The sequence below is a fragment of the Enterococcus alishanensis genome (genome assembly GCF_019218635.1).
GTDB classification, from domain to species: Bacteria; Bacillota; Bacilli; order Lactobacillales; family Enterococcaceae; genus Enterococcus_A; species Enterococcus_A alishanensis.
Map to the genome: position 1 here is coordinate 373,647 of NZ_JAHUZB010000004.1, position 26,466 is coordinate 400,112.

At 35.9% G+C, this 26,466-nt stretch carries 30 protein-coding genes and 1 other annotated feature; of the genes, 8 read left to right on the forward strand and 22 right to left on the reverse strand.

Features of this window, described 5'->3' with window-relative positions; genetic code table 11:
• Window positions 1-2: 2 nt before the first annotated feature.
• From ymfI to yfmF, 3 genes are read right to left on the reverse strand one after another with little or no spacing between them, the layout of a single operon-like run.
• On the reverse strand, window positions 3-728 hold the full coding sequence (gene ymfI, locus KUA55_RS12145) for an elongation factor P 5-aminopentanone reductase (RefSeq protein ID WP_218326617.1): 726 nt from the start codon (window positions 726-728) through the stop codon (window positions 3-5).
• Between the two features lies 1 nt (window position 729).
• On the reverse strand, window positions 730-2,022 hold the full coding sequence (yfmH, locus tag KUA55_RS12150) for an EF-P 5-aminopentanol modification-associated protein YfmH (RefSeq protein WP_218326618.1): 1,293 nt from the start codon (window positions 2,020-2,022) through the stop codon (window positions 730-732).
• Entirely contained in the window at window positions 2,019-3,278 is a 1,260-nt protein-coding gene (yfmF, locus tag KUA55_RS12155) for an EF-P 5-aminopentanol modification-associated protein YfmF (RefSeq protein ID WP_218326619.1), read from the reverse strand. Before yfmF ends, yfmH begins: the two co-directional genes overlap by 4 nt.
• Before the next feature lie 141 nt (window positions 3,279-3,419).
• Here yfmF and mscL point away from each other — a divergent pair, with 141 nt between their 5' ends.
• Window positions 3,420-3,845: a large conductance mechanosensitive channel protein MscL gene (mscL, locus tag KUA55_RS12160; RefSeq protein ID WP_218326621.1), complete on the forward strand. Its 426-nt coding sequence runs from the start codon at window positions 3,420-3,422 to the stop codon at window positions 3,843-3,845.
• A 22-nt stretch (window positions 3,846-3,867) separates the two neighbouring features.
• On the opposite strand, the gene KUA55_RS12165 is transcribed toward mscL, so the two are convergent.
• From KUA55_RS12165 to KUA55_RS12230, 14 genes are all read right to left on the reverse strand, one after another.
• Window positions 3,868-4,113: a Veg family protein gene (locus KUA55_RS12165; RefSeq protein ID WP_218326622.1), complete on the reverse strand. Its 246-nt coding sequence runs from the start codon at window positions 4,111-4,113 to the stop codon at window positions 3,868-3,870.
• A gap of 120 nt (window positions 4,114-4,233) precedes the next feature.
• Window positions 4,234-4,779 (reverse strand): sigma-70 family RNA polymerase sigma factor, encoded by a 546-nt coding sequence (locus KUA55_RS12170; RefSeq protein ID WP_218326623.1) that lies wholly within the window; start codon window positions 4,777-4,779, stop codon window positions 4,234-4,236.
• Between the two features lie 68 nt (window positions 4,780-4,847).
• Complete coding sequence (locus tag KUA55_RS12175; RefSeq protein ID WP_218326624.1) at window positions 4,848-5,372, reverse strand: NYN domain-containing protein; 525 nt, start codon at window positions 5,370-5,372, stop codon at window positions 4,848-4,850.
• Window positions 5,369-6,193 (reverse strand): 23S rRNA (guanosine(2251)-2'-O)-methyltransferase RlmB, encoded by an 825-nt coding sequence (rlmB, locus tag KUA55_RS12180; protein ID WP_218326625.1) that lies wholly within the window; start codon window positions 6,191-6,193, stop codon window positions 5,369-5,371. The genes KUA55_RS12175 and rlmB overlap by 4 nt, the downstream gene beginning before the upstream one ends.
• Complete coding sequence (locus tag KUA55_RS12185; protein ID WP_218326626.1) at window positions 6,183-6,581, reverse strand: Mini-ribonuclease 3; 399 nt, start codon at window positions 6,579-6,581, stop codon at window positions 6,183-6,185. Before KUA55_RS12185 ends, rlmB begins: the two co-directional genes overlap by 11 nt.
• Complete coding sequence (cysS, locus tag KUA55_RS12190; protein ID WP_218326627.1) at window positions 6,581-7,990, reverse strand: cysteine--tRNA ligase; 1,410 nt, start codon at window positions 7,988-7,990, stop codon at window positions 6,581-6,583. Before cysS ends, KUA55_RS12185 begins: the two co-directional genes overlap by 1 nt.
• Complete coding sequence (gene epsC, locus KUA55_RS12195; protein ID WP_218326628.1) at window positions 7,983-8,516, reverse strand: serine O-acetyltransferase; 534 nt, start codon at window positions 8,514-8,516, stop codon at window positions 7,983-7,985. The genes cysS and epsC overlap by 8 nt, the downstream gene beginning before the upstream one ends.
• 70 nt (window positions 8,517-8,586) lie before the next feature.
• Window positions 8,587-8,788: a binding site (T-box leader), on the reverse strand.
• Window positions 8,785-10,242: a glutamate--tRNA ligase gene (gene gltX / locus KUA55_RS12200; protein WP_218326629.1), complete on the reverse strand. Its 1,458-nt coding sequence runs from the start codon at window positions 10,240-10,242 to the stop codon at window positions 8,785-8,787. Its footprint overlaps the feature before it by 4 nt.
• An 88-nt stretch (window positions 10,243-10,330) precedes the next feature.
• Window positions 10,331-11,473: a PIN/TRAM domain-containing protein gene (locus KUA55_RS12205; RefSeq protein ID WP_218326630.1), complete on the reverse strand. Its 1,143-nt coding sequence runs from the start codon at window positions 11,471-11,473 to the stop codon at window positions 10,331-10,333.
• 17 nt (window positions 11,474-11,490) lie between these two features.
• Entirely contained in the window at window positions 11,491-12,861 is a 1,371-nt protein-coding gene (radA, locus tag KUA55_RS12210) for a DNA repair protein RadA (protein ID WP_218326631.1), read from the reverse strand.
• A gap of 8 nt (window positions 12,862-12,869) precedes the next feature.
• Window positions 12,870-13,376 (reverse strand): dCTP deaminase/dUTPase family protein, encoded by a 507-nt coding sequence (locus KUA55_RS12215; RefSeq protein ID WP_218326633.1) that lies wholly within the window; start codon window positions 13,374-13,376, stop codon window positions 12,870-12,872.
• A 196-nt stretch (window positions 13,377-13,572) separates the two neighbouring features.
• A complete protein-coding gene (locus KUA55_RS12220) occupies window positions 13,573-15,369 on the reverse strand; it encodes a glycerophosphoryl diester phosphodiesterase membrane domain-containing protein (protein WP_218326635.1) in 1,797 nt (598 codons plus the stop codon).
• 5 nt (window positions 15,370-15,374) lie between these two features.
• The gene (locus KUA55_RS12225) at window positions 15,375-16,313 is read right to left on the reverse strand and encodes a cation diffusion facilitator family transporter (RefSeq protein WP_218326637.1); all 939 of its coding nucleotides are present in this window, start codon (window positions 16,311-16,313) and stop codon (window positions 15,375-15,377) included.
• Between the two features lie 18 nt (window positions 16,314-16,331).
• Complete coding sequence (locus tag KUA55_RS12230; protein WP_218326639.1) at window positions 16,332-16,751, reverse strand: MarR family winged helix-turn-helix transcriptional regulator; 420 nt, start codon at window positions 16,749-16,751, stop codon at window positions 16,332-16,334.
• Window positions 16,752-16,878: 127 nt separating this feature from the next.
• Here KUA55_RS12230 and KUA55_RS12235 point away from each other — a divergent pair, with 127 nt between their 5' ends.
• Window positions 16,879-17,175 (forward strand): DUF2316 family protein, encoded by a 297-nt coding sequence (locus KUA55_RS12235; RefSeq protein WP_218326641.1) that lies wholly within the window; start codon window positions 16,879-16,881, stop codon window positions 17,173-17,175.
• Window positions 17,176-17,497: 322 nt separating this feature from the next.
• Window positions 17,498-18,466: an ABC transporter substrate-binding protein gene (locus KUA55_RS12240; protein WP_218326643.1), complete on the forward strand. Its 969-nt coding sequence runs from the start codon at window positions 17,498-17,500 to the stop codon at window positions 18,464-18,466.
• Between the two features lie 195 nt (window positions 18,467-18,661).
• On the opposite strand, the gene KUA55_RS12245 is transcribed toward KUA55_RS12240, so the two are convergent.
• Together KUA55_RS12245 and KUA55_RS12250 are read right to left on the reverse strand one after the other, a co-directional pair.
• Window positions 18,662-19,606, reverse strand: coding sequence for an aldo/keto reductase (locus KUA55_RS12245; protein WP_218326645.1), 945 nt, complete (start codon window positions 19,604-19,606; stop codon window positions 18,662-18,664).
• 52 nt (window positions 19,607-19,658) lie between these two features.
• Window positions 19,659-20,492: a LysR family transcriptional regulator gene (locus KUA55_RS12250; protein WP_218326646.1), complete on the reverse strand. Its 834-nt coding sequence runs from the start codon at window positions 20,490-20,492 to the stop codon at window positions 19,659-19,661.
• Window positions 20,493-20,591: 99 nt separating this feature from the next.
• Between KUA55_RS12250 and KUA55_RS12255 the strand changes: the two genes are divergently transcribed.
• The gene (locus KUA55_RS12255; RefSeq protein WP_218326647.1) at window positions 20,592-21,572 is read left to right on the forward strand and encodes a YeiH family protein; all 981 of its coding nucleotides are present in this window, start codon (window positions 20,592-20,594) and stop codon (window positions 21,570-21,572) included.
• Window positions 21,573-21,627: 55 nt separating this feature from the next.
• Here KUA55_RS12255 and KUA55_RS12260 read toward each other — a convergent pair whose 3' ends face one another.
• The 3 genes from KUA55_RS12260 to KUA55_RS12270 form a co-directional block, all read right to left on the reverse strand.
• The gene (locus KUA55_RS12260) at window positions 21,628-22,386 is read right to left on the reverse strand and encodes an EFR1 family ferrodoxin (protein ID WP_218326648.1); all 759 of its coding nucleotides are present in this window, start codon (window positions 22,384-22,386) and stop codon (window positions 21,628-21,630) included.
• A gap of 221 nt (window positions 22,387-22,607) precedes the next feature.
• Window positions 22,608-23,738 (reverse strand): ABC transporter permease, encoded by a 1,131-nt coding sequence (locus KUA55_RS12265; protein WP_218326649.1) that lies wholly within the window; start codon window positions 23,736-23,738, stop codon window positions 22,608-22,610.
• A 91-nt stretch (window positions 23,739-23,829) separates the two neighbouring features.
• A complete protein-coding gene (locus KUA55_RS12270) occupies window positions 23,830-24,309 on the reverse strand; it encodes a DUF2798 domain-containing protein (protein WP_218326650.1) in 480 nt (159 codons plus the stop codon).
• 524 nt (window positions 24,310-24,833) lie between these two features.
• On the opposite strand from KUA55_RS12270, the gene KUA55_RS12275 reads away from it, so the two are divergent.
• The 4 genes from KUA55_RS12275 to KUA55_RS12290 are packed head-to-tail and all read left to right on the forward strand — an operon-like array spanning window position 24,834 to window position 26,448.
• Window positions 24,834-25,076: a GlsB/YeaQ/YmgE family stress response membrane protein gene (locus KUA55_RS12275; RefSeq protein ID WP_218326651.1), complete on the forward strand. Its 243-nt coding sequence runs from the start codon at window positions 24,834-24,836 to the stop codon at window positions 25,074-25,076.
• An 18-nt stretch (window positions 25,077-25,094) separates the two neighbouring features.
• The gene (gene amaP / locus KUA55_RS12280; RefSeq protein ID WP_218326653.1) at window positions 25,095-25,661 is read left to right on the forward strand and encodes an alkaline shock response membrane anchor protein AmaP; all 567 of its coding nucleotides are present in this window, start codon (window positions 25,095-25,097) and stop codon (window positions 25,659-25,661) included.
• Window positions 25,662-25,671: 10 nt separating this feature from the next.
• Window positions 25,672-25,860: a DUF2273 domain-containing protein gene (locus KUA55_RS12285; protein WP_218326654.1), complete on the forward strand. Its 189-nt coding sequence runs from the start codon at window positions 25,672-25,674 to the stop codon at window positions 25,858-25,860.
• 18 nt (window positions 25,861-25,878) lie between these two features.
• On the forward strand, window positions 25,879-26,448 hold the full coding sequence (locus tag KUA55_RS12290) for an Asp23/Gls24 family envelope stress response protein (RefSeq protein ID WP_218326656.1): 570 nt from the start codon (window positions 25,879-25,881) through the stop codon (window positions 26,446-26,448).
• Window positions 26,449-26,466 lie beyond the last annotated feature (18 nt).

A 26,466-nucleotide genomic window follows, 5' to 3' on the forward strand; every position in this document is an offset into this window, starting at 1 on the left:
CCTTATTCCATCCAACCACCGGCTATTGGCAAGATGATTCCGGTAATATAGCTAGCTTCTTTCATAAATAAATAACTGCAGGCATTGGCAATTTCCTTTGGTTCAGCTAATCGTCCCAAGGGAATTTCTTCTGTTAAAGTAGCTAATTCTTCCATTTGCCAATTCTGGTTCATCGCTGTTTTGACCGCTCCTGGCGCAACAACATTGACAGTAATACCTAAAGTTGCAACTTCTTTTGCATAAGCTTTAACAAAGCCTTCTTGTGCACCTTTCACAGCACTGTAAACAGTCTCCATACTGCTACCGCGATGTCCATATACTGAGCCGATAAAAATAACACGTCCTCTTTTACTGCGGGCGAGTTTTTCTTGTAAGGCCTGTAATATTAACAAAGGTGTTTTTACATGTATTTGCCATAAGTTATCGATCTGTTGTCCTTGCATTTCTGGCAATAATTGATAATAAGTAAAGCCTGCTGCAAAAACAATGCCATCAACTTGAAATAAATTTTTAAAAAAAGCGGCAAGATCATTCTCCGCTAGCATGTTTAAGGATACCACAAAAAAATCCTGCTGAGGATAACGTTCCTGTAAGTCTGAAGCAAAATTTATAACTTTTTCTGCTTGTTGATAATAATGCAAATATAATGACCAGCCGGCCGATGCCAATTCTTCACAAATTGACATCCCAATATCGCCGCTGGCCCCCATAATTAAAGCTGTTGTCATCTTAATCTTCCTTCAACATATAAAAACGACTGAAATTATCCGCTTGAATAAATTGTTCCCCTGCTGCCAAAATATCAGTCAAAGTAATGTTTTGAATAATCTCTGGCATATCAAATAAAGTCCACTCGCCATATAAAGAAGTCGTAAATTGATTAGCTACATATTCTAATGAATTCAGTGACTGGAAATATTTTCCTAACATTTTTTTCTTCAACAATTCCAGATTCGCTTCATTAATTTCAGGGTCATTACGGTAACCGATCAGAATAGCTGTAATATGGTCGGCTAATTTTTCTGGTGTTTCGCTATCGCCCCCAAAGTCAGCGAAGTAGAAAGTTCGGTCTAAAGAAAATTCATAACCAAAGCTATCATCTAACAAGCCTTCATTGTATAAGCGCAAGAAGTTTTGTGATGTATTCCCCAGTAGTAATTGGAACAATAAATCAACAGATAATTTAAAGACCAATCGTTCGCGATCATCTTGCGGCAATTCTTTTACACCTTTAATGCCTACTAAAGCTTTAGGAATAGAAATGTTCATTTTTTCTTCTCGCAATTTTTGAATATCTTGGCTATCTTCTGCAGGATAACGGCGTAAAATCTCAGTTGGTTCTGAAAATGTCTTACTGGCTTGATTGTCTCGAATAAAGTCCATCAATTTTTCTGGTTCTAAGTTTCCCACAACAAATAATGTCATATTGCTAGGATGGTAAAAGGTATTGTAGCAAGTGTATAAATCTTCTGCAGTGATTTCAGCAATTGAATCAATCGTTCCAGCAATATCGATATGTAGCGGATGTTTAGGATACATATTTTTTAAAATTCCAAAAAACTGTTGCCAATTCGCATCATCTTGATACATTTGGATTTCTTGGCCGATAATACCTTGTTCTTTTTTTACTGACTCTTCTGTAAAATAAGGAGTCTGCACAAAATCCAACAGTGTTTTCAAATTCAACTCCAACTGATCACTGGTGGAAAATAAATAACTGGTTCGGGTAAAACTAGTAAAAGCATTGGCAGAAGCGCCTTGTTCACCAAATTTTTGAAAGACATCACCATCTTCTTTTTCAAACATTTTATGCTCTAAAAAATGGGCAATTCCGTCTGGTACTTTCACAAATTCCGTTTTCCCCCGCGGAACGAACTCATTATCAATCGAACCATAATTGGTGCTAAATAAAGCATAGGTTTTATGATAATCAGCTTTTGGTAATAAATAAACTGTCAAACCGTTGGGCAAAATTTCTTTATATAAGGTTTCATTAATTGTTTGATATTCTTGTTTAATCATTTGTCTCCTCCTTCTAAAAAGAAGATTGCTTGTAAAGTAACTTTTTGAGCGACTTTTTCAACATCTTTTTTGGTCACGGCTGCTAAACGTGCTAGCCACTCATCATCTGTTAATTGACTTTTTGGTAACCATTGCGCCAAGTAATGAGTTTCAATTAAATTTTGCACATGATCAAGTCCTAATAAATACTGATTTTTCAGCATTGCTTTGGTTTGTTGAAAAGCCAAATCAGTAAAATCACCATGCTGTAGAGCTATCAACTGCTCAGAAATTAGTCGTAAAACCTTTTCACGATTACTACTTTCAATTCCTGTTTGGACTTGCATGTATCCTCTAAAGGTATCAAAAGAGCTAGAAGCATAATAAGCCAAGCTTTCCTTTTCCCGGACATTCATAAATAATTTCGAATGAGGAAATCCACCAAATAAACCATTAAAGACAATCAACGCAAAACGGTCAACATCTTCATAATAAGTATCTGTTGAATAAGCCAAATTTAGTTTCCCTTGTTGAACAGAATCTTGCATTTGACGTTCAGCAATCACATTGCTGATTGTTTGTGAATAGTAAATGTCTGGGCTGTTTACAGCTCGATCAGCAAAAGGTAATAATTGTAAAAGTTTGATTACTTCCTCTTCTTCAACGTCACCCACTACAAATAAATCCACTTGGTCTTCAGCAATCATTTGCTGATAGTATTCAGCAATTATTTCACTGGTTAATGGTTTTAAATCAGCTAAATTACCGAAGCTAGGTTTCTTTTGTGCTTCCTCTTTGAAATACGTTTCTTGTAAAGCCAAAGAAGCCAAGGTTTGCTTATCTTCAGTTAAACTTTCCAAATAACTCTGCATGTTTTCTTTTTCAATCGCAAAAGTTTGTAGATCAAAGGCGCCATCTTTAATATTTGGGAAGAATAAAATTTCCTTTAGAAAATCCACTATTTGCGGTAATAATTGATCATCATTTACGTATTTTCCATTTACCACCGAGATACCTACATTTAACCAATGTAAATTACCTTTGCGGCCGACATTTGAACCAAAACTAGCGCCATAAAGCTCCGCTAAGCGGGCACTTAATTGGGTTTGATCAGGATGATTTAAGGAGTTGGTTTCTAATAAATTAGATAATAATGCGCGTTTCGTCACAGTTTCAATATTCAAAGCTGTTGTAAAACGACCATAAATTTGGATTGTTTTATATTTTTTTGTTGGTAAAATATGTACTCTTACACCTTTTTTTAATTCCAGCATCATAACACTCCTTTTCTTTGTCTAACATTTCAAGTATAGCATAGAGAACTAGATTCAGTGATCTAGCACCTTCTCACAGTTCGCAAATTTCAAAAATTTCTAAGTTTTCGATATACTAAAAGATGTTGAAGGAGGATGAAAAATATGCTTAAAGAATTTCGTGACTTTTTAATGCGTGGGAATGTTTTAGACTTGGCTGTTGGGGTCGTTATTGGGAGTGCTTTTACCGCCATCGTAACCAATGTAGTCAATGGTGTGATTACACCATTAATTGGGTGGTTTGTCTCTCTAGTAACAAATGGCCAAAAATTAGATGATGCAACTTCTGTCCTAGATTGGACACCTGTCAAAGGAGTAACTTTTGCTTTTGGTGATTTAGCTAGCGCCATTATTACTTTTATCATTACTGGATTTGTTTTATTCTTAATCGTAAAATTTGCTAATAAAGCCAAAGATTTAAACAAAAAACAAACCGCCGAAGAAGCGGCTCCTGCTGCGCCTACTGCTGAAGACTATTTAGCAGAAATTCGCGACTTGTTAAAAGATCAAAATAAAAAAACTATGGAATAAAATTTCCATAGTTTTTTTATTTTTATATTGCTTCACTTAAAAATTCGATTTCCACGGTTTGTGTTAATACATCTGAGTAGCTGTATGAAACACGTTCAAAAGAATTTTCCTCTGGATCCAAATCAACTACAAACACAGATGGATAAGTCTCAGTTAAGATTCCCTTGCGTTGTGTTTGACGTTTTCTGCCTGTTTGCGCTACAAGCATAATTTGGCTACCGATCCGGTCTTCCAAATTTTTCTTAATCGTTGCTAAAGTTGTTGGCATTGTACAGTTCACCTCAGGTTATACTATAACACAAATTATACAAGTCAACAATAGTATCATAAGAGAAATTTCATTGCAAGAAATATTTATTAATAATTAAGCGTACAAATACTCATCATTTTAAAAGGTGATTTCTGTTTTAATTTTATTTTTTACTCGATTCAGCGCATTACTGACCTTTCTTTCTTCTTGATCAACCATCGAACTGATTTCATCTAGATTATAACCTTGAATATAGTAATGGAGTGTTTGACGTTCCAGATCAGACAGTTGAATTCTATTATGATCAAACTGATCACAGATGGACACTTGCTCTTCGATATACTCATTATAAAAAAGATAATCAGTAAATAATTCTAAGCCGCTATTTTCAATTGAAATTGACTGATGTAACGCTTTTCTTTTTTTAGCTTCTTGTTTCCTTAATAAAGAGCAAATATGATTTTCTAAAACTGTCTTATAATATAATCCAAAAGTCGTTCCTTGGTCTTTTTTATAAGTTTTAATTGCTTTTAATAAAGCTAAACGTCCTTCTTGTAGCCAATCGTCAGACTCAAAATCACGAATATAATAGCGTGTCCGCATTCGAAAAATAACCGGTGAATACTTATCAAATAATTCTTCAAAACAATCACTTTCCTTGATCGCGTCCTTCTCTGATTTCATCTGTTCTCCTCCTTTAACTAGAGGATACTAACTTTTTGAAATAAGAGGAGCGCTTTACACGAATTTGACTAATCTTGGCTCAATTCGTCCCTTTTTTTAGACAATTTTTGCAACTGCCTCTCATCCCACGGAGAATTTCGCCGATAATCTTGAAAAAAAACATCTGCAGTTTTTCCAGCAATTGCTTTTTCAGTTGTTTCAATCGCTTTATATAATTCTCGCGCCGATGTTCGCAAGGCTCCTTGAGAAAAAATAGTCCATTGTTCTGCCATATCACTAGTCGCTACCGTAACCTGCGTCAGACGCGTATTCAATTCTCCAGCGGTTCGTTCAATATAACTATCCGCCGTCTCATCTTCTTTAGTAAAAACTACTGTCAACTGGTATTTTGAAAAACTTTGGGTAATCCCAGGGACAAATTGGGCATCAAAAACAACTATAATTTCTAATCCTTCATATTTAGCATAATTAGATAACTGATTTAGCAAATCTTCCCGTGCTTCTTCTAGTCGATCTTGGTTTTTCAAGCTAACAAGCTCAGGCCAGGCACCAATCATATTATAGCCATCGACAATCAAAATTTGCTTTTTCATGTCAAATCACTTCTTTTCCGCAACACTTCATACATTAATAAGCTAGCCGCAACGCCGGCATTCAAGCTTTGTACATGTCCTTCCATTGGAATGGTTAACATTTCATCAACTTCTTTTTTCAAACCAGCACTCATTCCACGACCTTCATTGCCAATAATTAAAGCAATTGGACCATTGACTTGCCATTTCCGGTAATCAGTGCCTTCCATATCGGTACCAAAAATCCAAAAACCAGCATCTTTTAATTGCTGAACTGTCTGGGAAAGATTGGTCACTCTTGCAATTGGTACATATTCCACGGCACCAGTTGATGCTTTGGTAACCACCGGTGTGATCCCTACGGAACGATGTTTGGGAATAATCACACCACTGACATTACTAGCGTCAGCTGTTCGTAAAATCGATCCAAAATTATGAGGATCTTCCAAACTATCTAAAATTAAGAAGAACGGTTCAGATTCTTTAGGATTTTTTTCTAATAATTCATCTAAACTCAAATATTCATAAGGAGTAATTGCTAGGATAATTCCTTGATGAACTCCGCCGTCACTTAAAGTATCTAATTTTTGTTTAGGTACCCATTTTAAAGGCACCGCGTGTTCTTTCGCTAAGCTTTTTAATTGATCAATTTTGTCACTATGAGCATCTTCTTGAATAAATAATTTATTACCGCGACCTGCTTGCAAAGCCTCTACTGTAGCATGATGACCAAAAACAAAATTATCATCTGCTTCTTGCAAATGCTCTGATTCAGTTGTTTGAGCCGGTCTTTTTTTATTTTTGGGAAATTTTTCTTTGTAATTGCGCCGTTTATCTTTCATTGGTTTCACCTACTTTTTTGATGCACCAAGAAATCAATTCTTCCAAGCGCTCTTTTCTTTCCAACAGATGTAAATAACCCATCAAGGCTTCAAAGCCAGTTGATCTGCGGTACGTCATAATATCAGTATTTTTCGCAGAAGTATAGCTTTTGGCATTACGCCCTCGTCGATAAATACCTGCTTCTTCTTCTGATAACATATTTTCTGCTTCCATTTGTTCAATTAAAAATGCTTGTGCTTTAGCGGAGACATAATGAGTCGCCATATGATGTAATTTGTTCGGTCGTGTTTGACCTTGACGCACCAAATAATCACGAATATAGGTTTCGTAAATCGCATCTCCCACATAAGCTAAAGCCAAACCGTTTAATTGTTTATAATCTGCCATTATTCCCGTCTCCATCTCGTGCCTTGTGGGGTATCTTCCAAGACAATTCCTTGTTCCTTCAACAAATCACGAATTTCATCACTACGAGCAAAATCCTTATCTTTGCGAGCTTGATTTCGTTCATTAATCAAATCATCAATTTCCTGATCCAATAAATTTTCCGCTGCAAAAATAATGCCAAATACTTCTAACATTGCTTTATATTCAGACAAAGCTACTTCTAAAACAGCTATCGAAACTTCAGTCTGTTCACTATAAGTATTCAACCACTTAACAAATTCATAAACGACAGTGATTCCGTTAGCAGCATTAAAATCATCGTCCATTTCTTGCATAAAGCGAGATTTCAATTCAGCGATTTCTGCAAATTTTACTGCATCATCGCTTAATTTTTCAACAGCTGAAGTGAAGCGAAACTCCGTATTCTCCAAAGCTGTTTTTATTTTTTGCAGATTCACCTGGGCATCTTTCATTGTCCCTTCGCTGTAACGAATCGGTCGACGATACTGAGTTGTTGCCATAAAAAAGCGCAAGACTTGTGGATCAATTTCTTTAATAATGTCATGAACGGTCGTAAAGTTCCCTAAAGATTTACTCATTTTCACATCATCTTCACCGACTGTAACGTAACCATTATGCATCCAATAATTAGCAAATTTTTGGTCCGTTTTAGCTTCACTTTGGGCAATTTCATTTTCATGATGGGGAAATTCCAAATCTTGTCCACCACCATGAATATCAATCGTGTCACCTAGATGTTTGGTCGCCATCACAGAACATTCAATATGCCAGCCAGGACGACCAGCACCCCAAGGGGATTCCCATGAAATTTCATCTGGTTTAGCACTTTTCCATAAAGCAAAATCTAATGGATCTTCTTTAATATTTTGTTCAGCACCAGTTCGTTGACTGGCACCAATTTCTAATTCATCAATACTTTGATCACTTAATTCACCATAATGAGTAAATTTGCGGGTTCGATAATAAACATCCCCATTCACCTCGTAGGCGTATTCTTTAGCAATCAATACTTCAATAAATGCAATAATGTCGGGAATATGATCCATCACGCGAGGATGTAAAGTCGCTTTTTTGACATTTAAAGCAGTAGTATCTTCTTCAAAAGCAGCAATGAAACGATCCGCCACTTCTGGAGCTGAAATTTTTAATTCTTTTGCTGCTCGAATAATTTTATCGTCAACATCAGTAAAGTTTGAGACATAATTGACATCGAATCCGCGGTATTCAAAATACCGACGAATCGTATCAAAAGCAATCGTACTGCGGGCATTCCCAATATGAATATAATTATAAACTGTTGGTCCACAGACATACATATGGACTTCATTTTCTTTAATCGGAACAAAATTTTCTTTCTCCCGCGTTAAAGTATTGTAAATTTTAATCATGATGAACCTTCTTTCCATTTAATCGAACAATTTCAGCTGGTACGCCTACTACTGTTGCGTGAGCAGGAACATTGTGTAACACGACCGAGCCAGCACCGGTTTTTGCATATTCGCCAATTTCGATTGGTCCTAAAACTTGTGTATGGGCTGAAATGAATGCTCCTTTGCGAACAGTTGGGTGGCGTTTACCAGAATCTTTTCCGGTACCACCTAATGTCACACCATGAAACATTACCACATCTGTCTCAATTTCCGCTGTTTCACCAATCACAACAGCCGCTCCATGGTCAATAAAAACTCCAGGCGCGATTTTTGCGCCCGGGTGAATCTCAATATTGGTTAAAAAACGCCAAAATTGTGAATTTATCCGTGCCAACAAATGCCAGCGATGACGATATAGAAAATGCGATAGTCGATGGAAAAATAACGCGTGAAACCCTGGATAAGTCAAAATAACTTCAATGCTGGATTTTACGGCTGGATCATTTTTCTTTGCTACTTTTAAAGCTTGTTGCCACCAATTCATTCCCTTCAACTCCCTTTTTGATTCAACTCATTTTTTAATATGTAAAAAAAGCACGTCCTTCGAGTATAACTCAAAAGACGCGCTTTGCGTGGTTCCACTTTTCTTTACAGATTCTTCTGCCTTCAAGCAAATAACGGCTGCGACCGTTTTTAGCTACTTATCGCTAAAACCACTCCAAGATGCATTTCGTCAAATATTATTTGGTTACTTTCAGCTACCGCAACCTCTCTGGAAAATAAAATTTGCTTACTTCTTCTTATCAACGTGTTTAAATGACTTGATTTAAATGTGCTAAAGCTTTTTCTTTACCTAATAATTCAACAGTTTCTGGTAGTTCTGGTCCGTGTGTTACGCCACTTACTGCTACCCGAATCGGCATCCATAAAGCTTTTCCTTTTATACCAGTTTCTTTTTGAACAGCTTTAATCGCTGCTAAAACACTTGCTGCGTCAACTGTATCTAATGCAGACAATTGTTCTTTAAAAGCGGCTAAGACCATTGGTACTGTTTCATCTGCCAACACAGCTTGTGCTGCTTCATCTAAAACTGGATGTTCTTCAAAGAAAAGATTGGATACTTCGACGATTTCGGCTGCATAACTCATTTGTGGTTGATACAATGCCACAATACGTTTCACCCAAGCTTTTTTGTCAGCATCTGGATTTTCTTCTACTTTACCGGCTTTGATTAAAAATGGCAATGCCAAATCTGTCAAATCATCTAAATCCATAGCTTTAATATAACTGTTGTTGACCCATTCTAGCTTTTTAGCATCAAATGAAGCTGGTGATTTACTCAAACGAGCAGTGTCAAAAATCTTGATTAATTCTTCTTTCGAAAAGATTTCATCTTCGCCGACTGGTGACCAACCTAACAACGCAATAAAATTAAACATCGCATCTGGCAAATAACCTAAATCACGGTATTGTTCGATAAATTGTAAAATACTTTCATCACGTTTACTTAATTTTTTACCTGTTTCAGTGTTGATAATTAAGGTCATGTGACCAAATTGTGGTCGTTTCCATTCAAAAGCATCATAAATCATTAATTGTTTTGGCGTGTTGGCAATATGATCATCGCCACGTAAAACATGAGTGATTTTCATCATGTGGTCATCTACTGCTACTGCAAAATTATAAGTTGGCATGCCATCCCGTTTTTGAATGACAAAATCGCCACCAACATTATCTGATTCAAAATTAATTTCACCTTTCACAATATCGTTAAAAGTATACGTTTCATTGCGAGGTACACGGAAACGAATGACTGGTTTCAAACCAGCGGCTTCTTTTTCTGCTTGTTCTGCTGGCGTTAAATGCGCGCATTTCCCAGAGTAGTGAGGCATTTCGCCGCGTGCACGTTGCGCTTCACGTTCTTCTTCTAATTCTTCTGGCGTACAATAACATTTGTAAGCAAGATTAGATAATAATAATTGATCGATTAGTGGTTGGTAAATGTCACTACGTTCAGATTGGCGGTAAGGACCGTATTCTCCTGGTTTTTCTGGACTTTCATCCCAGTCAATACCTAGCCATGCTAAGTTTTCTAATTGAGATTTTTCACCATCTTCGATATTTCGTTTTTGGTCTGTATCTTCAATCCGAATAATAAATTCACCATCGTTATGGCGAGCAAATAAATAATTAAACAAAGCTGTTCTAGCGTTTCCAATGTGTAAGTGTCCTGTTGGACTTGGTGCGTAGCGTACACGAATTTTTGACATGTCTTTTCCTCTTTCCCAGGTAACAAAGATTTTTTGCCTTATTCCCAAATTTTACAATCAAAGTCCAATTTAGTAAAGGACAGTAGGTCTATTTTCCTTGAAACTCAATTTTTTTCTCAGGACTATCATCTTTAATGTTGCGACTCGAATGAGCAGGTTTTGCAAAAATCATTCGACCAGCTGCTGTTTGCAACGCACTGGTGACCACAACTTCAATATGTTCGTTCATATAGTGTTGGCCATCTTCCACGACTACCATCGTACCATCATCAAGATAAGCAACACCTTGTTGACGTTCTGTTCCAGCTTTTACCACCAATACATTCATCGTTTCTCCAGGAATGACCACTGGTTTAACAGCATTCGCTAAGGCATTAATATTTAGAACAGCCACATTTTGAAATTCTGATACTTTATTTAAATTGTAATCGTTAGTAACGATGACCCCATCTAACAATTTAGCCAATTTAATTAATTTACTATCAACTTCACTAATGTCTTCAAAGTCACCATCGTACATCTCCACTTGAATATCTTCTTCTTTTTGCAAAGCATTTAAAATATCCAAGCCACGACGACCTCTGACACGTTTCAAACTATCACCAGAATCGGCGATATATTGTAACTCATATAACACGAAATTAGGAATCAGCAAGACACCTTCTAAAAATCCTGTTCGTGCAATATCATAAATCCGTCCGTCGATAATCACGCTAGTATCCAAGATTTTATATTTACGGAAATTGTCTCCCGCTTTTCGCTCTAAAACCTTGTTTTCATTGCTCTCTTCAGTCTTTTTCTTAGTAGAGAAAATTTTTCGCCACTCATCAATTCGAGTCGTTCCCACACGAAAACCAAAGTAACCTAATAAAATCATCAACAATACTGGTAACGCACTATTGACAAAAGGAATCGGTAATCGATTTAATGGTGTTGCTACAATCAAACCTAGTGTCAAACCTAGAATGGTCCCAATTGCACCAAATAGTAAATAAGTCAGACTAAATTCGTTTAACCGTTTTTCGATGGTTTTTAATCCAGTTGAGATAGGATCAGCAATGACTAAAGATAATAAGAAGAAAATAATTGCACCGATTAAGCCATTAGTGAAGGTATTATTCAACCACATGTTGCCACCTTGTCTTAGGGCCATCCACGCTAGTGGTAAGAAGGAAATGCCTAAGCTCATTCCCACTAACGTAATAATGACCACTAAAATTCTTTTTTGCATGTGTTTCTCGCCTCCTTTTATTTAAATACTTTTTTCAATGTTTCAGCTAATGTTGTAACTGCCACTAATTCAATACCTTTTGGCGGCGTCCAATCACCTAGATTATTCTTAGGTAGATAAATCTTTTTAAAACCTAATTTTGCCGCCTCTTTTACCCGTGATTCAACACTAGAAACGCGTCGTACTTCACCAGTTAGACCAATTTCACCGATAAAACATTCATTGGATGCGGTGCCTTTTTCTTCATAGCTTGAAGCAATTGCAACTGCTAAAGCCAAATCAATCGCTGGTTCATTTAATTTTACGCCACCTGCTGCTTTTAAAAAGGCATCTTGGTTTTGCAATAATAATCCTGCTCTTTTTTCCAGAACTGCCATAATTAATGAAACGCGATTAAAATCCAACCCTGTAGTGGTCCGTTTAGCATTACCAAAAACAGTCGGTGATACTAAAGCTTGAATCTCAACCAAAATTGGTCGGCTGCCTTCTAAAGCTACGACAATTGCTGAACCAGTCGCACCAGCCAAGCGTTCTTCTAAAAATACTTGTGAAGGATTAGCAACTTCTACCAGTCCCCGTTCTCGCATTTCAAAAATGCCAATTTCATTAGTAGAACCAAAACGGTTTTTAACTGCCCGCAAAATTCGGAAGCTGTGGTGTTTTTCGCCTTCAAAATAAAGCACTGTATCCACCATATGCTCCAACATGCGCGGTCCAGCAATATTTCCTTCTTTAGTTACATGCCCCACAATAAAAATCGCAATTCCATTGGTTTTTGCAATCTTCATTAATTCGGCAGTGGTTTCTCGGACTTGGCTGACTGAACCAGCAACACTAGTAATATCTGGTTGCGTCATGGTTTGAATCGAATCGATAATCACATAATCTGGTTTAAGTTGTTCAATCGCATGAGTAATTTCTGCCATATCTGTTTCTGCATATAAATAAAAATCAGTATCGCTAGAACCCAATCGTTCTGCCCGCAATTTTATTTGTTGGGCACTTTCTTCGCCGGAAACATACAATACTTTCCCGCCAGTCGCAGCTAATTGATGAGACACCTGTAAAAGTAATGTTGATTTCCCAATCCCGGGATCTCCACCAATTAAAACCAATGATCCTGGAACAACACCGCCTCCTAAAACCCGATTTAATTCAGCTAATTCTGTTTGAATTCTGGTTTCTTTTGTGAAGACAACATCTTTTAATTTTGTAGGCTGCGCTTTTTCACCGGTTAAACTTACGCGATTACGCCGATCTTCCGTGTCTTGTTGAATTTCTTCAACTAGAGTATTCCATTTGCCACACTGTGGGCATCGTCCTAAATATTTAGGTGAAACGTAACCACAGTTTTGACAAACAAATTGAACTTTTGCTTTTTTTGCCATTGAATCACCTACTCTTTACCAGATGAACCAAAACCGCCGGTGCGTTTTTCATTTGCCACATCGTTATCGGCTTTTAAGAATGGTAAGAAAATGCCTTGCCCAATCCGTTCACCTTTTTTTATTTTGACATCAGTTAATCCAAAATTAGAAAATTGGAACATAATATGTCCTTCATTGTCTGGATTATTATAATAGTCACTATCGATCACACCGACACCATTGCTTAACACTAAAAAGCGTTTTAATGGATTACTGGAGCGATTAGCTAATTGTAAATACTCATCTTCGCCCATGTAAGACTTGATTCCAGTTGCTACTAATACAGGTTTTACTAACTTTTCATCGACCGTTTTATTACTAACAAAATGATGAATTAATTGTTTCCAAACTGCTGGAATAACAATATCTTCGGCGGCTTCAAAATCATAACCAGCGGCATTTTCAGTTGCTCGCTGCGGTAATTGAATATTTTGATCCTTGAAAGCTGAAACTACTTCAAAGCCTCTTTTTCTCATCTAAACGCTCCCTCTAAACATCAATGTTTTATATTATCATTTCTTGCTGTTTTCACTTCAATCGTTTTTTGATTACCTGAGCAAACACAATAAAATAATGTATCCTAACTCCTTGTGAAAGCTATTGCTATTTTAACATAACCATTGATTAATTTAGTCAGGTTAACTAAAAATTGCTGGATATTTAAGTATTCTACTAATTTTCTTGCGGTTTTCCATCAAAGCTTGGTAATCGGTTAATGTAAAGCTCAATTCTTTTAGCATAACTAGGATTGTCTTGGAAATTTTTTATTTGTTCTTTTAACAATGTAATATTATCAGTAATAATCCCATCAGCACCCATAAACATCATACGATCCATACTGTCACTGTCATTTACTGTCCAAGCATAAACTTGCTTATTTGCGCTAGTGGCTTGCTCAATGAATTCACTGGTTAAAGTAGTTTCTTCCATCGTATAGGCGTTGGCTACTGTCTGAGGAAAAGTTAGATTGAACGGCAAAATATAGCTGACAAATAATTTTGGTGCTTTTTCTTTTAAGCCGCTGACAACTTGGTAATCTAGTGATTGAATTTGATGTTGATTGGTTAAAATATTTTGTTGATACTTCTGAATAAATCGCTCCAACATATCCTTTGAATCATGAGAGGTTGTTTTGATTTCAATTAATAATTTTTGCTTGTGCTGATTCGCATAAGCTAGATAGTCATCAAAACTGGCAATTTTGGCACTATAGCCATTTTCATGAGCGGTTAATTCAGTCAATTCTGCTAATGTTAATTGATAAGGTGCTTTATTTACACCTGTTAATTTTTTTAAATTCTCATCGTGCATCACGACAAATTGATGGTCCTTTGTTTCATGAATATCCATTTCTATATAATCTGGCTTGATTTTCATGGTTTTTGTCATAGCAGGAATGGTATTTTGCACACCATTTTGATTGTCCACACCACGATGGGAAATAACTAAAGGTTCTAATGGATAAAGACCGGCCAAATACAATCCATTAGCAATCAAAGCAGAGCCACCAAAAATTAGAATAACTGCACCGGCTATTAAACGCGTCCACAAAACCCATTTTATTTTCAATGCGTTTTCTTCATTAACTACCAATGGATAAAATTTTTGCACTAGTAAACTAAAATATAAGACACTTGTCCAACCAATCATAAATTGACTAAACATCTGGACGCCAGTTAAATTTAACATGGCAAAGATTAGCGGTAGCTTTCCTGGTAGTTGATCAAATAAAACTTGCAACAAATAGCTTACTTCAAAGCCTATTCCTGAAATAAGCGACAATACGAATGAAAGAAAGAAAATTTGAAGAACGTAGCGCCAAAAATGTTTCGCCGTTAACTGCCAGCTTTCTCTAACCGCCGCCCACGCTCGATATTGTTTAAAAATCATCAAGGGTAAAACAAACAACAGTCGGATCCCTATATAATATACGATTCCAGATAACAACAGTAATAGTAGCGACACAGCCCAATTATTCGCTAGATAGTCTAAAATAAAAACCGGTATTGTCACTTTGCTCAATAAAGGGGTTCTGAAAACAGCATTTGCGAAAGGCAAAATCAAAATAAAATAAAAAATGAAGAAGAAAAATGTTCCCGGGCGTAAATACCGCATTTGCAAGATAGCTGTTTTAAAATTCCGCCAAAACGATTCTTGGCTATTCGTTTGTAATACCCGAATCCCCAGCAGTTGAAAAGTAAATTGCCAGAAAATTAAAGCAAAAATAAGGAGCATCAATAATAACAAAGCCGCCAAAACGGCAGGATGTTTGGTAAGAATATTTAAAATATTGGTGTTTGAAACATAAGGGATATTTCCTAGTTTTAAAATTTCCGCTGTCAAAAATTGAAACACTGGAATCGCTATATAGGTCAATGCCAAATTTGTTCCAATAATCAATAATGTATAACTACCCCAACGACGTAAAAATTCTTTTGAATACGTGAAAAAAAATCGAATTGCTGGCATTATTTTCAGTCCTTTGATTGTTGATAATTAGGATCATACTCATCAGTCTCAATGTAGATATAAGCCTTTTTATCTGACAGATTTTGACGGATATCCGCTTCAATATTATTGACAACATCATAACTGATTTCTTCAAAATCATCAGCTATATCAATTTTTGCAGCAATCATAATTTCCGTCGGTGCTAAATGGACTGTTTTGATGTCGATTAAACGTTTAACTTCTGGCCGTTGAAAAGCGGTTTTTATCTTGGTTAAGTCTTGACTCGAGACACTCTCGCCAATCATCAAACTGTAAAATTCGCGCGCTAGAAAAATAGAAGCAAACATTAGCATTAAACCAATCAACAACCCACTTAATGCATCAAAAATTGGATTTTCTGTTACCATTGTTAAAATCGTTCCAACAATCGCTAAAATCAATCCTAAAACAGCACAAAAATCTTCTGTAAAAATAATCAAAATTTCACTATAGCGACTTTCTTTTAAAAATTTAAATAAAGGTAATTTTTCACGATTCAACTCACCGATTTCTTTGAAAGCTACTCGCAAAGAACTCCCTTCCACCAATATACCAAAGACTAAAATGACTAAAACGATCACCGGGTTTTCAACTGCATGATTGGGGTGAATTAGCTTTTGAAAAGCTTCCATTACGCCCAATGCACCACCACCAAAAAACAGCATCGTGGCGACGATTGTACTGAAAAAATATTTCGCCCGACCTTCGCCGAATTGATGCAAATCACTTTGACCTCGACCGGCCCTTTGGTTGCCAAATAATAACAAAATTTGATTACTACAATCCACTACACTGTGGATACTTTCATTCATCATAGCGGCGCTCCCACTAAGTAAAAATCCAATAAATTTGCTGATCGCTACTAAAATATTGGCTCCTAGTGCGGCAAATACCGCTGTTGACCCTGATTTTTTGATTTCCATTACCTAGCCTACTTTCTATTAAAAGGCATCGATTAAACGAGCAAATTGTTGATTGAGTTCGTCTATTTCTGATGTCGCTAAATTCCCCGTTAGTTTTTTGTCTAGCTTAGCAAAAATTGCTTGAATCAACAAAACCTTTTGATTACCGGAGGTGCTTAAAGAAAGTTTTTTTTGGCGAGCATTATCGGTGGACTGCTTACGTTCAACTAAATTCTTATTTTCTAATACTTTCAATAAATTCGTGACTGTTGCTTTTTGTTTTCCTAAATAATCGGCTAAATCAGTTTGAATTACATTGGGATAAACCGCTAAAAAATCTAGGGTTCGAGCTTGCAACATATTTAACCCTATTTTTTTTAACTCTTTATGAACAAATCTTTGCTGTAAACTTTCCAAATGATGAACTTTCTCTGCTAATGAATCAAGATTTTTCTCCACGCTAATCACCTCCAATTAAACTTAACGAAAAACAGTTTTATTTACAACTATTTAATTGACAAACAAATCTTATCAGCGTAAACTCATCGCAGATTAAGTTGTAAATACAACTATGGAGGGGAATTACATGTCGCTCAATCAAACAGAACAACAGCAGACAATTGATGATTTAAAAAGAAATTTTACTTTATCTGGATTAACCCTAGAACAAGTCGCTAATGATTTAATGACCACACCAGCGCGAATCGAAAATATTTTAAATCTTAAAATAGAATCAATCGAAGAGCCTTGGATTTTACGAAATTATTTGACTGAAAAGCTAGCAGAAATAGGAAAAAAAGCTGAATTTACAGTATTAGTCGGAGATTACCATCGTTTATGGTTTTTAAATAGTCAAAAAATCGATCATAGACTCATTGGCTAAAACATGTGAATTATTTTCATTTTATTATTTACATCTCATTTTTCTTACTGTATACTCATCTTTAACAAAAGTTGGAGGGATTTTTCATGACATTACAAAAACACTCACAACTGAATAACCAATATTACTATAGCTATTTTAGGTAAGTTTGCAACCAGACATTGTGGATGCAGACGACATGTATCTATGATGGCTGTAGCGTTTCGGCGTGGCCACGTAGGATTTTTTCTAAGTGGCTAGGCAAAATAAATTTGTCTTTGTATTTTCGTCATCCACTTAGAAATAGGTGGATGACTTTTTTTATACGAAGGGGAAGATATTTATGAAAAAAATGTTGTTATGTAGTTTAAGCGTACTAGGTTTACTGACTTTGGCGGCTTGTGGAAATAGTAGTGCCGACAGTCAAAAGGATGATGTCAAAGAAATCGGCGTTTTACAATTAGTGGAACACGATTCTTTGGATCAATCTTACGAAGGTTTTGTCGATGGTTTAGCAGAAGAAGGCTTTGTCGATGGCGAAAATATTAAAATCAATTATCAAAATGCCCAAAACAATCAAGACAATCTGCGTTCCATGACTGAAAATCTAATCAAAGAAGATCCAGATTTGTTATTAGGAATTACAACAGCAGCAGCTCAAAGTTTGGCAACTATGACTAGCGATATTCCGATTGTAGTAACTTCTGTGACCGATTTGAAAACAGCAAAATTAGTTGATAATTATAAAAAACCAGGGGGAAATGTTACTGGAACCAGTAATCTATCTCCTGTGAAAAAACAGATTGAGTTACTTTTATCAATTGTACCGGATGCTAAAAAAATTGGTATGATCTACAATTCCGGCGAAATTAATTCTCAAGTTCAGATTGATATTGCTAAAGAAGTATTAGATGAGAAGGGTGTCGATTACGAAATAAAAACCGTCACCAGCACCAACGATGTGCAACAGGTCGCTGAAAAAGTCGCTGCTTCTTGTGATGGCATCTACGTTCCAACAGACAATACAATGGCAAGTGCAGCGACAATTACCGGTGATGTTGTTAAGGAAGCAAAAGTGCCACTTGTTTACGGTGCAGTAAGTGAAACCAAATTAGGCGGTTTAGCTAGTTACGGCGTCAACTACCATGATCTGGGAGTCCAAACTGGAAAAATGGCAGCCAAAATTTTAAATGGCGAAGCTGAACCAGCTGATATTCCAGTCGAACATGCTAAAAATCTAGAATTTTATGTGAATCCAGAAATGGCAGAGGCTTTGGGCATTGATCCAAATAGCATAAAAAAACCAGAATAAATTTATCTTTCGAATAAAAATAATTTTTTTTCAAGCAATATTCTTAACTTTTTCATCTTTTGCGATTATTATATGAGTATACCAACAAACAACCCTATTACTTTTTCATTTTTAACTCCTTGCCCACTGGTTCCCCGACCAGTGGGCATCCTTTTTGTCCATAAAAAAGAACGAGCAAAAAGCTCGTTCAAAATTTTAGGGCATGTCATTACCAGCTGCGTAATAAATGTCATACCATTCTTGTTTTGTTAGGACTACATTTCCTCCAGCGGCTGAGTCAGCAATTCTTTCAGGATTCATCGTTCCTAAAATAACTTGCATATTGGCTGGATGTCTTAAAATCCAAGCAGTTGCAATGGCATTTTTGCCTACCCCATATTTTTCAGCTAGATCAGCTAACAATTGATTTAATTCAGGGAATTTTTCATTGTTAATAAAAGTGCCGTCAAAGAAACCGTATTGGAATGGTGACCAAGCTTGAATTGTTACCCCTTTACGGCGAGAAAATTCCAGCAACCCACCATCATGATTAATTGAGCGGGCGTCTGTCATGTTGGTATGCATACCGAAATCAACCATGCCTGTGTGCATAATACTAAATTGTAATTGGTTAATTAATAATGGTTGTTTCAAACCGCTTTGCAACAATTTAAATTGCTCAGGGTTAAAATTAGAAACACCAAAGTGACGAACTTTTCCACTTGCTTGTAATAGATCAAAAGCCTCAGCGATTTCATCAACTTCCATCAAAGGATCTGGGCGATGCAGTAAGTAAGCATCTAAGTAATCAACATCCATTCGTTTTAAAATTCCATCCACCGATGACAATAGATGTTCTTTAGAAAAATCATAGCGTCCACCATATAAACTATCTTGTTCTTTGCTTGGAATAATACCGCCCTTAGATTGCAGCCACAAATCTTCTCGCTTCACACCAGAATCTTTTAACGCTTGACCGAAAACTATCTCTGCTTGACCATCTGAATACATGTCTGCAGAATCAATATAATTAATCCCATTTTCAAAAGCAGTTGCTACAGCTGTCGCCGCCTCTTTTGCAGAAACTTTACTCATCCGCATGATGCCTAAAATGACGCTAGAAGCTTCCCAATTCGTGCTGCCGATTTTAATTTGTTTCATGTTATTCTCCTTTTCTTTACTTACTATGACTCTTGTTCATTGTAGAGAGTCCTTAATTTTCTGTCAATTTATTTTCAGCGAATCCTCTCAACCTAATCCAGTCAAACACTTTATTTAAGTCTATCGGTAATGGTGGTTCTCTTTTTACTAAATAAAAATGGCGAATGTATTTTTCAGACAAGCTTTCATAATTCAGATCAGCTGCAGCTCGCTTAGAGATCAACGAACAACCAAAGCCTTTTTTCAATAAAGACACGATAACCTCATTGCTTTCGATAACTATTTGTTCCTGTTGGATATCATTTTCTGCTAAAAAACGGTGTGTGTAATAGGCCACCCCTGAAGTTTTTTCTCGTACTAACCAAGGACCCTGCTCTAGATCCCCAGCCACAACTAATTGATCTTCAATTAAAGGAAAGCGCAACAGATTTTTTGCTGACAAAGGTTTTTCGATGAAGCCAAAATCAATTTCATGATGCTCCAAGGCTTGAATAACTTCCAATGAGTTCATCATTTTAATAGTAAAGCTTATTTTAGGAAACAATTTTTTTAATTGCATCAATAAATCAGGCAACAGATAGACGGCAAAGGTATGCGAAGCGCCGATAATTGCTCGCAGCTGATGGTTTTCTTGTTGCTTCAAGGTTTCCGTCAAAATCTCCCAATCTTCTAACAACATCAACCCTTTTTCATATAGAAGCTCTGCTTGTGGCGTAGTCAAAATTTCTTTGCGACCATTTCTGATAAATAGCGTAACGCCTAACTCATTTTCCAATTGTTTAATTTGAGCTGAGACGGTTGGTTGGGCAACAAATAAAAGTTCTGCTGCTTTGGAGAAATTTTTGGTTTCGTATACAACTTTGAATGTTTCTAGATATTTAAACATGTGAACCCTTCCATCAAATATTTTAATTAAAGCTATTATATCAATTAATAATAATAATGGTAGTTATCCTTTATAATATGGAAAGAAAGAGGGGACATTATGAAAAAGATTTTACCAGGATTGAGTTTATCGATTGGGGTAGCAATCATTGCTAAACTATTAGCGATTTTCTTTCCAAGCTTAGGCGGAGCAACAATAGCGATATTTTCAGGTATTATTTTAGGAAATACATTTTTTAAACAAGACACTTTGGCCATGGGAACAAAATTTGCCGAAAGTCGTCTACTAGAATATTCTGTTGTTCTATTAGGTTTTACTGTAACTTTTCAAACCATTAGCCATTTAGGTGTTAACGGTTTGCTTTATATTATTTGCATGATGGCTACTGTAATTATTGCGGCAATTTTTCTAGGAAAAAAATTAGGTTTTTCTGATAAGATGGCAATGATGATGGCCGGCGGAAATGCCGTCTGTGGATCTTCCGCGATTGGTGCGATTGCGCCAAGCATCGGAGCCGATGATGAAGAAAAAGGCCAAGTGATTACTTTAGTGAATTTATTAGGAACTGTCATGATGCTGGCCTTGCCTTTATTAGCCGTCACCCTATTAGGAAAGAATTTATTAACCAGTAGTGCTTTATTAGGTGGTACGTTACAATCAGTCGGACAAGTAGTAGCAGGTGCTAGCCTAATCAATCAAGAAACTGTTAGTTATGCCATGCTGTTTAAAATTACCCGTATTTTATTTTTAGTCGTGGTAGTTTTTATCTTCCAACAAAGAACCAAAAAACTTTCACCAACAACATTACAAACGACTAAAAAATTTCCGGTGCCTTGGTATGTGTTAGCTTTTTTAGGAGTTTGCATCCTGAATAGCTTTTTTAATCTACCAACACTTTTTTCTGATGGTGCACATTTCATCAGTACTTGGTTTGAAACAACTGCTTTAGCTGCCATCGGTTTACGGCTCGATTTTCGCAAGTTTATTAAAGAAGGACCGCGCTTTTTAATCTACGGCTTATCCGTCGGAATTGTTCAAACTATAGCGGCTCTTGCCTTCATTTATTTATTAAAAATATAGCTCTCTCATGAAATTCAAAATGACCACGAAAAATTATTTTTTCGTGGTCATTCTTTTATTTCAAGAAAAGTTGATTGGCTTTATGTCCCGTCGCCACTTCTTGTAAATGATTTTTTAGTGATGCGATGGCTGTGGGATCTACATAACGAGCTTTTTCTGGGCAGATATGAATACAACGCATACATAAAATACATTTTTCAAAAATAGTTTCTCGCGGATTTTCATAAGGAATCGCACAAGTCGGACATTTTTCAGCACATAATTTACAATCGGTGCAGGCATCACTGGTCAACGGACGATAGTCGGCTGTTTGATAAGAACGATAAGGTTTGTTTCCAAGAGCAGATATTTCACTCGGTTGGGCTTGGATTTTGATCTGGATTTTTTTGGCAAAATCATTCAACTCAGCTATATCAGCTTCGTTGGGTCGTCCTGTTCCAAACTCACCGACAATTGAATGTTCCGTCACACTGGCAACAGCAGCATTTACTACAAACCCTTTTGGTGATAAGAAATCTTGTAATTCTAAAAATAAATCGTCAAAGGCTCGATTGCCATACGTAGCAATTAAAATAGCAGGTGTTTCCTTTCCACGGATTTCTGTCAAATGTGCCAAGGCTAGTGCCGGTACCCGACCGCCAAATGCCGGAACCGCGAAGTAGCACACATCTTCCTGATTAAAAGTATGAGCATATTCAAAATTTTGTTTCGTTAGATCAATTCTTTTCACTGGCTCTTTCCAAACTTTGGCTAAGAGCTTTCCGACCCTTTTACTAGAACCTGTAGGACTAAAATGTAATAAAAAAATCCCCATGATAGCGCCTCCTTTATTATAAAGTAAGTGTACCACGGGAATTTAAGAATTTTATTTTATTTTTAAAAAAAGGATGCCCGCTAGTCGGGGAACTAGCGGGCTAGGAGTTAAAAATGAAAAAGTGTTAGGGTTGTTTGTTGGTATACATAGATAATACCGACAAATTATGAATCAATTGTGAAGAAATTCTAGCAAAAATTTTCTTTTTTACTTAACAAAACTCAAAGTTTATTTTTTCCCCACCAACTACCAAAGCCAGTTAACAACAACCAACTACCCAATAGAATCACTACGGCACTAAGCGCGCCATTTGTCGTAACCGCATCTGAAGCGATTCTTAACGGCATACTAAATTGCGAAAGAAAAGGAATATAGGAACTAATCGCAGTAATTTGATTTCCCGCATCAACTTCGCCTAAAATACGATTTACTGCAAAAGCCGCAATAATTAAAATTACTACCGTTTGTCCGCTAGGTTGTTCATTTATTTTTTTACCAATCAAACCATTTAATGACGCGAGAGTAATAAATAGTAAAAAGCCTAACAACATCAATAGGATCAGCGCTAGAAAATCACCATCAAGAATAATTTTAACTGGTTCATAATAAACAAAATAGCTTAATAATTCTGATTCCTTAAACAGTTGATAAAAGCCAATACCCACGCCACTCCAAACAATGAATTGGGTCAAACCTACTAATGCAATTCCCATTAACTTACTTAGATAACTACGATGATCTTTTTGGCTAAACTCTCCGGTAGTTATTGGGATAAATAGAATTAAAAAGATGAATAACGTCAAAGTAGTAAAAGAATAAACCAAATACTTAAAGCCTGCTGAGCCTGAACGAATCACTTCCATGCGACGCCCTTGAAAACCGACTCGATGAAATGAAAATCGGGCAGGAACAATAATTTGATCTACCAAACTACCATCTAAATCAATCGCTTCAGCCCGCAAATTTCTCTGCAGCTCACTAGCAATACTCGAAACCTCATCCTCCACATTAATTCCTACTGGAATTTTGCTGTACAGCTTGGCCCGCACAACACTGGTGCTAGAAGTATTTAAAACAATATACGCGTCGATTTTATTATTCATTAAACGTTTTTTGGCTTGTTTTTTAGTGGTAATTTTTTCGAAATGAAATTCTTCTTGAGGGATTTCTTTTAATTGTTTAAAGGTAGCAGGTAGATTGCTGACAACACCAATCGTTTCAATATCATAATTGTCTTCATAAATTTTTTCTGCCGCGAAAAAAATAGCTACTAATAAAAAAGGCAGTAACAACAATAAAATAAAACTACCGCTTTTAATATTTTTCAAATAGGTCTGTTTGACACCCTTCATTTTTCGAATCAGTCCCTTCTCACACATTCTAGAAGGTTTTCTGATGATAGTCCAAAAAAAAGACACCTCCGTGTTAGAAAGTGCCGAAAAATTAATCTAGTGTTACATCTACTGAACGATTTTTTTCTGAGATTTTTTGAAATGTTGCTAAAGCTTTTCTTGAAATAGGACCCACTATTAATAGTTGTAAAGGTAAAGCCATCACGATGTTGGTTAAAATTGCCCGACCATACATAGCTAAAAATTGACTACTAAATCCTTGTTCATAAATCACACCGTAAAATGACATACATAAAACCATCCCCGTCACCATACAACCGGAAATTGCTAAAATTTTATGCAACATTTTTTCTTGGTTGATTGGTAATTTAAAAGCAACCGATTTTGCCACTTTTCCGACGATAAATACATCTAAAATAAATGCAACAACAAATCCGGGAATCAAGCCAGTCAATAATGCCATTATTGAAAAAGCACCATGTACAATTAAATTATAAGTACTCATTCCTAAGACCATCATGAAACACATCATCGTTGTAAAAAGCAATCCTTCTGTTTTTGTTTTGGGCATTACATCCACTCCTTTTTTGTTTGACTGAATTATATTTTCTGAAAAGTTACGAAATATTTTTCAGCACATTGATTAAGGTAGCACAGAAAAAAATTCTTCGTAAGCATTTTTTTCGATTTTAGTAAAATAATTTTTCAGACTAAAGAATCTTCTGTTTTTTAGTTTTCAATCTTCCACAAATTAAAGGCCACTATTGCTTGTTTTTTATCCATGTAATTAAATAAATAAATAAAAAAACATTTTTTGTCAAAAATCAAATGATTACTCTGGAACAAAAAATAAATATTTTTCCGTATATATAATAGGAAGTAATCAAAAATCAATCAGAAATTTTTGTATATATAAATAATTGATAGTATTTTTAAGTCTTATTATTACCGTTTCCAGCCGTAATTGTCGTATGCTTCATTTACAGGCAGGGCCCGCCGAATGATGCGAAAAACATCAGAATCAGAAAAAGAATTGAATAAGCATCTCAAAAAAATTAGGTATTTACTATCTAAAATAAAAAAGGAGAGATTACGATGGGTCTTATATGGTCATTAATCGTTGGTGGTGTGATTGGCGCTATTGCAGGTGCAATCACTAAGAAAGGTTCTTCAATGGGAATCATTGCAAATATAATTGCTGGTTTAGTTGGTTCAGCTCTTGGACAAGCTATTTTAGGAAGTTGGGGACCATCACTTGCCGGCATGGCAATTGTTCCTTCAATCATTGGTGCAATTATCCTAGTTGCAGTGGTTTCATTCTTCCTAGGTAAAAGATAAAAGGAAGGAATGAATTAGATGCGAAAACTAACGAAAATAATCGGAATTCTAGCGCTAATTTTACTTTTCTTCCCACTTTTTTTTAATATAATTGAAAACCAAAATGTTGCTCCGGTAAAATTAAACTTTTTACCGATGAAAGAATATCCCTTAATTGGTGAATATATCCCAGAATTTTTATTTTGGGTTAGTCTTGGCTTCATGATTCTTTTATTGATAGGTCTTTTAGTTATTATCTTCTTCCCCAATGTGAGTAAAGAGCTCCACTTTGAAAAAAGTGATGGTGCTTTAATCGTACAAGCTAAAGCCCTGGAGAATTTTGTATTGACCACCGTTCAACAAGAACCTTATATATCTGAACCAAATGTAAAGGTAAAGATTAAAAAGAAGAAAATTAAAATTAAAGTACAGGGTAAAATGCGCAATATGTTTCATGCCACTACTAAACAGGAACAGTTGGCAGCCGAAATCAAAGATAAAATTACTACTTTAATTGGTCCAAATGAGAAGGTTTTTACTGAGGTCACTTTTAAGAACTTCAAGACAAATAAAACGCAAACTCAAGAGCAACCTCGAGTGATATAAGGAGGAGCTTATGGAAAATTTTTTAAAGCGCTATAAGTATCCACTGATTTTTGGCGGGATTGGCTTAATTTTAGCGATTCTATTCATTACAGTTGGATTTTTAAAAACAATTTTACTGGTCATCTTTACCTTAATAGGAAGTTATCTTGGCTATTATTTACAGTCAATTGGTTTTTTTGATCAGTTTAAAAGATATTAAAATAGGAGGACGAGAACTATGGATACGAAAGAAATGAACAAACCAGTAACACCGGCAACACCAGATATGTCAGAAAAGAATCATAATATCAAAGGTGACCTAACTTTTGACGACAAAGTGATTCAAAAGATTGTTGGGATTGCTTTAGAAAAAATTGATGGTTTATTAACTGTTGATGGCGGATTTTTCTCTAACTTAGCTGAAAAATTAGTCAATACTGATAACGTAACTTCTGGAATTGATGTAGAAGTTGGAAAAAAACAAGTAGCTGTTGACTTAGATATTGTGGCTGAATACGGTAAAGATATTACTGATATCTATGAACAAATCAAAAAAGTTATTTCTGAAGAAATGAACAAAATGACTAGTCTTGATGTGATTGAAGTCAATGTAAATGTGGTTGACGTAAAAACACGTGAACAATATGAAGAAGATTCAGTCACAGTCCAAGATCGTGTTGGTGACGCTGCTGAATCAACTGGTGAATTTGCTTCTCGTCAAACAGATAAAGCAAAATCAGCAATGAATCGTACTGGTAACAAAGCAAAAAATTCTATTAATGAAGCAAAAGAACCTCGCGTTCAATAACAAAAACAGGCAATGGTC

Excerpts from the sequence above, each read along its gene's own strand:
- KUA55_RS12220 (WP_218326635.1), bottom strand. The coding sequence starts at position 15,369 with ATGCCAGCAATTCGATTTTTTTTCACGTATTCAAAAGAATTTTTACGT.
- KUA55_RS12170 (WP_218326623.1), bottom strand. The coding sequence starts at position 4,779 with ATGAAATCAGAGAAGGACGCGATCAAGGAAAGTGATTGTTTTGAAGAA.
- KUA55_RS12240 (WP_218326643.1), top strand. The coding sequence starts at position 17,498 with ATGAAAAAAATGTTGTTATGTAGTTTAAGCGTACTAGGTTTACTGACT.
- yfmF (WP_218326619.1), bottom strand. The coding sequence starts at position 3,278 with ATGATGCTGGAATTAAAAAAAGGTGTAAGAGTACATATTTTACCAACA.
- KUA55_RS12225 (WP_218326637.1), bottom strand. The coding sequence starts at position 16,313 with ATGGAAATCAAAAAATCAGGGTCAACAGCGGTATTTGCCGCACTAGGA.
- yfmH (WP_218326618.1), bottom strand. The coding sequence starts at position 2,022 with ATGATTAAACAAGAATATCAAACAATTAATGAAACCTTATATAAAGAA.
- KUA55_RS12235 (WP_218326641.1), top strand. The coding sequence starts at position 16,879 with ATGTCGCTCAATCAAACAGAACAACAGCAGACAATTGATGATTTAAAA.
- KUA55_RS12175 (WP_218326624.1), bottom strand. The coding sequence starts at position 5,372 with ATGAAAAAGCAAATTTTGATTGTCGATGGCTATAATATGATTGGTGCC.
- KUA55_RS12255 (WP_218326647.1), top strand. The coding sequence starts at position 20,592 with ATGAAAAAGATTTTACCAGGATTGAGTTTATCGATTGGGGTAGCAATC.
- cysS (WP_218326627.1), bottom strand. The coding sequence starts at position 7,990 with ATGATTAAAATTTACAATACTTTAACGCGGGAGAAAGAAAATTTTGTT.
- KUA55_RS12215 (WP_218326633.1), bottom strand. The coding sequence starts at position 13,376 with ATGAGAAAAAGAGGCTTTGAAGTAGTTTCAGCTTTCAAGGATCAAAAT.
- KUA55_RS12185 (WP_218326626.1), bottom strand. The coding sequence starts at position 6,581 with ATGGCAGATTATAAACAATTAAACGGTTTGGCTTTAGCTTATGTGGGA.
- amaP (WP_218326653.1), top strand. The coding sequence starts at position 25,095 with ATGCGAAAACTAACGAAAATAATCGGAATTCTAGCGCTAATTTTACTT.
- KUA55_RS12205 (WP_218326630.1), bottom strand. The coding sequence starts at position 11,473 with ATGCAAAAAAGAATTTTAGTGGTCATTATTACGTTAGTGGGAATGAGC.
- KUA55_RS12250 (WP_218326646.1), bottom strand. The coding sequence starts at position 20,492 with ATGTTTAAATATCTAGAAACATTCAAAGTTGTATACGAAACCAAAAAT.
- KUA55_RS12285 (WP_218326654.1), top strand. The coding sequence starts at position 25,672 with ATGGAAAATTTTTTAAAGCGCTATAAGTATCCACTGATTTTTGGCGGG.
- KUA55_RS12290 (WP_218326656.1), top strand. The coding sequence starts at position 25,879 with ATGGATACGAAAGAAATGAACAAACCAGTAACACCGGCAACACCAGAT.
- KUA55_RS12265 (WP_218326649.1), bottom strand. The coding sequence starts at position 23,738 with ATGAAGGGTGTCAAACAGACCTATTTGAAAAATATTAAAAGCGGTAGT.
- epsC (WP_218326628.1), bottom strand. The coding sequence starts at position 8,516 with ATGAATTGGTGGCAACAAGCTTTAAAAGTAGCAAAGAAAAATGATCCA.
- gltX (WP_218326629.1), bottom strand. The coding sequence starts at position 10,242 with ATGTCAAAAATTCGTGTACGCTACGCACCAAGTCCAACAGGACACTTA.
- ymfI (WP_218326617.1), bottom strand. The coding sequence starts at position 728 with ATGACAACAGCTTTAATTATGGGGGCCAGCGGCGATATTGGGATGTCA.
- rlmB (WP_218326625.1), bottom strand. The coding sequence starts at position 6,193 with ATGAAAGATAAACGGCGCAATTACAAAGAAAAATTTCCCAAAAATAAA.
- mscL (WP_218326621.1), top strand. The coding sequence starts at position 3,420 with ATGCTTAAAGAATTTCGTGACTTTTTAATGCGTGGGAATGTTTTAGAC.
- KUA55_RS12275 (WP_218326651.1), top strand. The coding sequence starts at position 24,834 with ATGGGTCTTATATGGTCATTAATCGTTGGTGGTGTGATTGGCGCTATT.
- KUA55_RS12245 (WP_218326645.1), bottom strand. The coding sequence starts at position 19,606 with ATGAAACAAATTAAAATCGGCAGCACGAATTGGGAAGCTTCTAGCGTC.
- KUA55_RS12270 (WP_218326650.1), bottom strand. The coding sequence starts at position 24,309 with ATGCCCAAAACAAAAACAGAAGGATTGCTTTTTACAACGATGATGTGT.
- radA (WP_218326631.1), bottom strand. The coding sequence starts at position 12,861 with ATGGCAAAAAAAGCAAAAGTTCAATTTGTTTGTCAAAACTGTGGTTAC.
- KUA55_RS12260 (WP_218326648.1), bottom strand. The coding sequence starts at position 22,386 with ATGGGGATTTTTTTATTACATTTTAGTCCTACAGGTTCTAGTAAAAGG.
- KUA55_RS12165 (WP_218326622.1), bottom strand. The coding sequence starts at position 4,113 with ATGCCAACAACTTTAGCAACGATTAAGAAAAATTTGGAAGACCGGATC.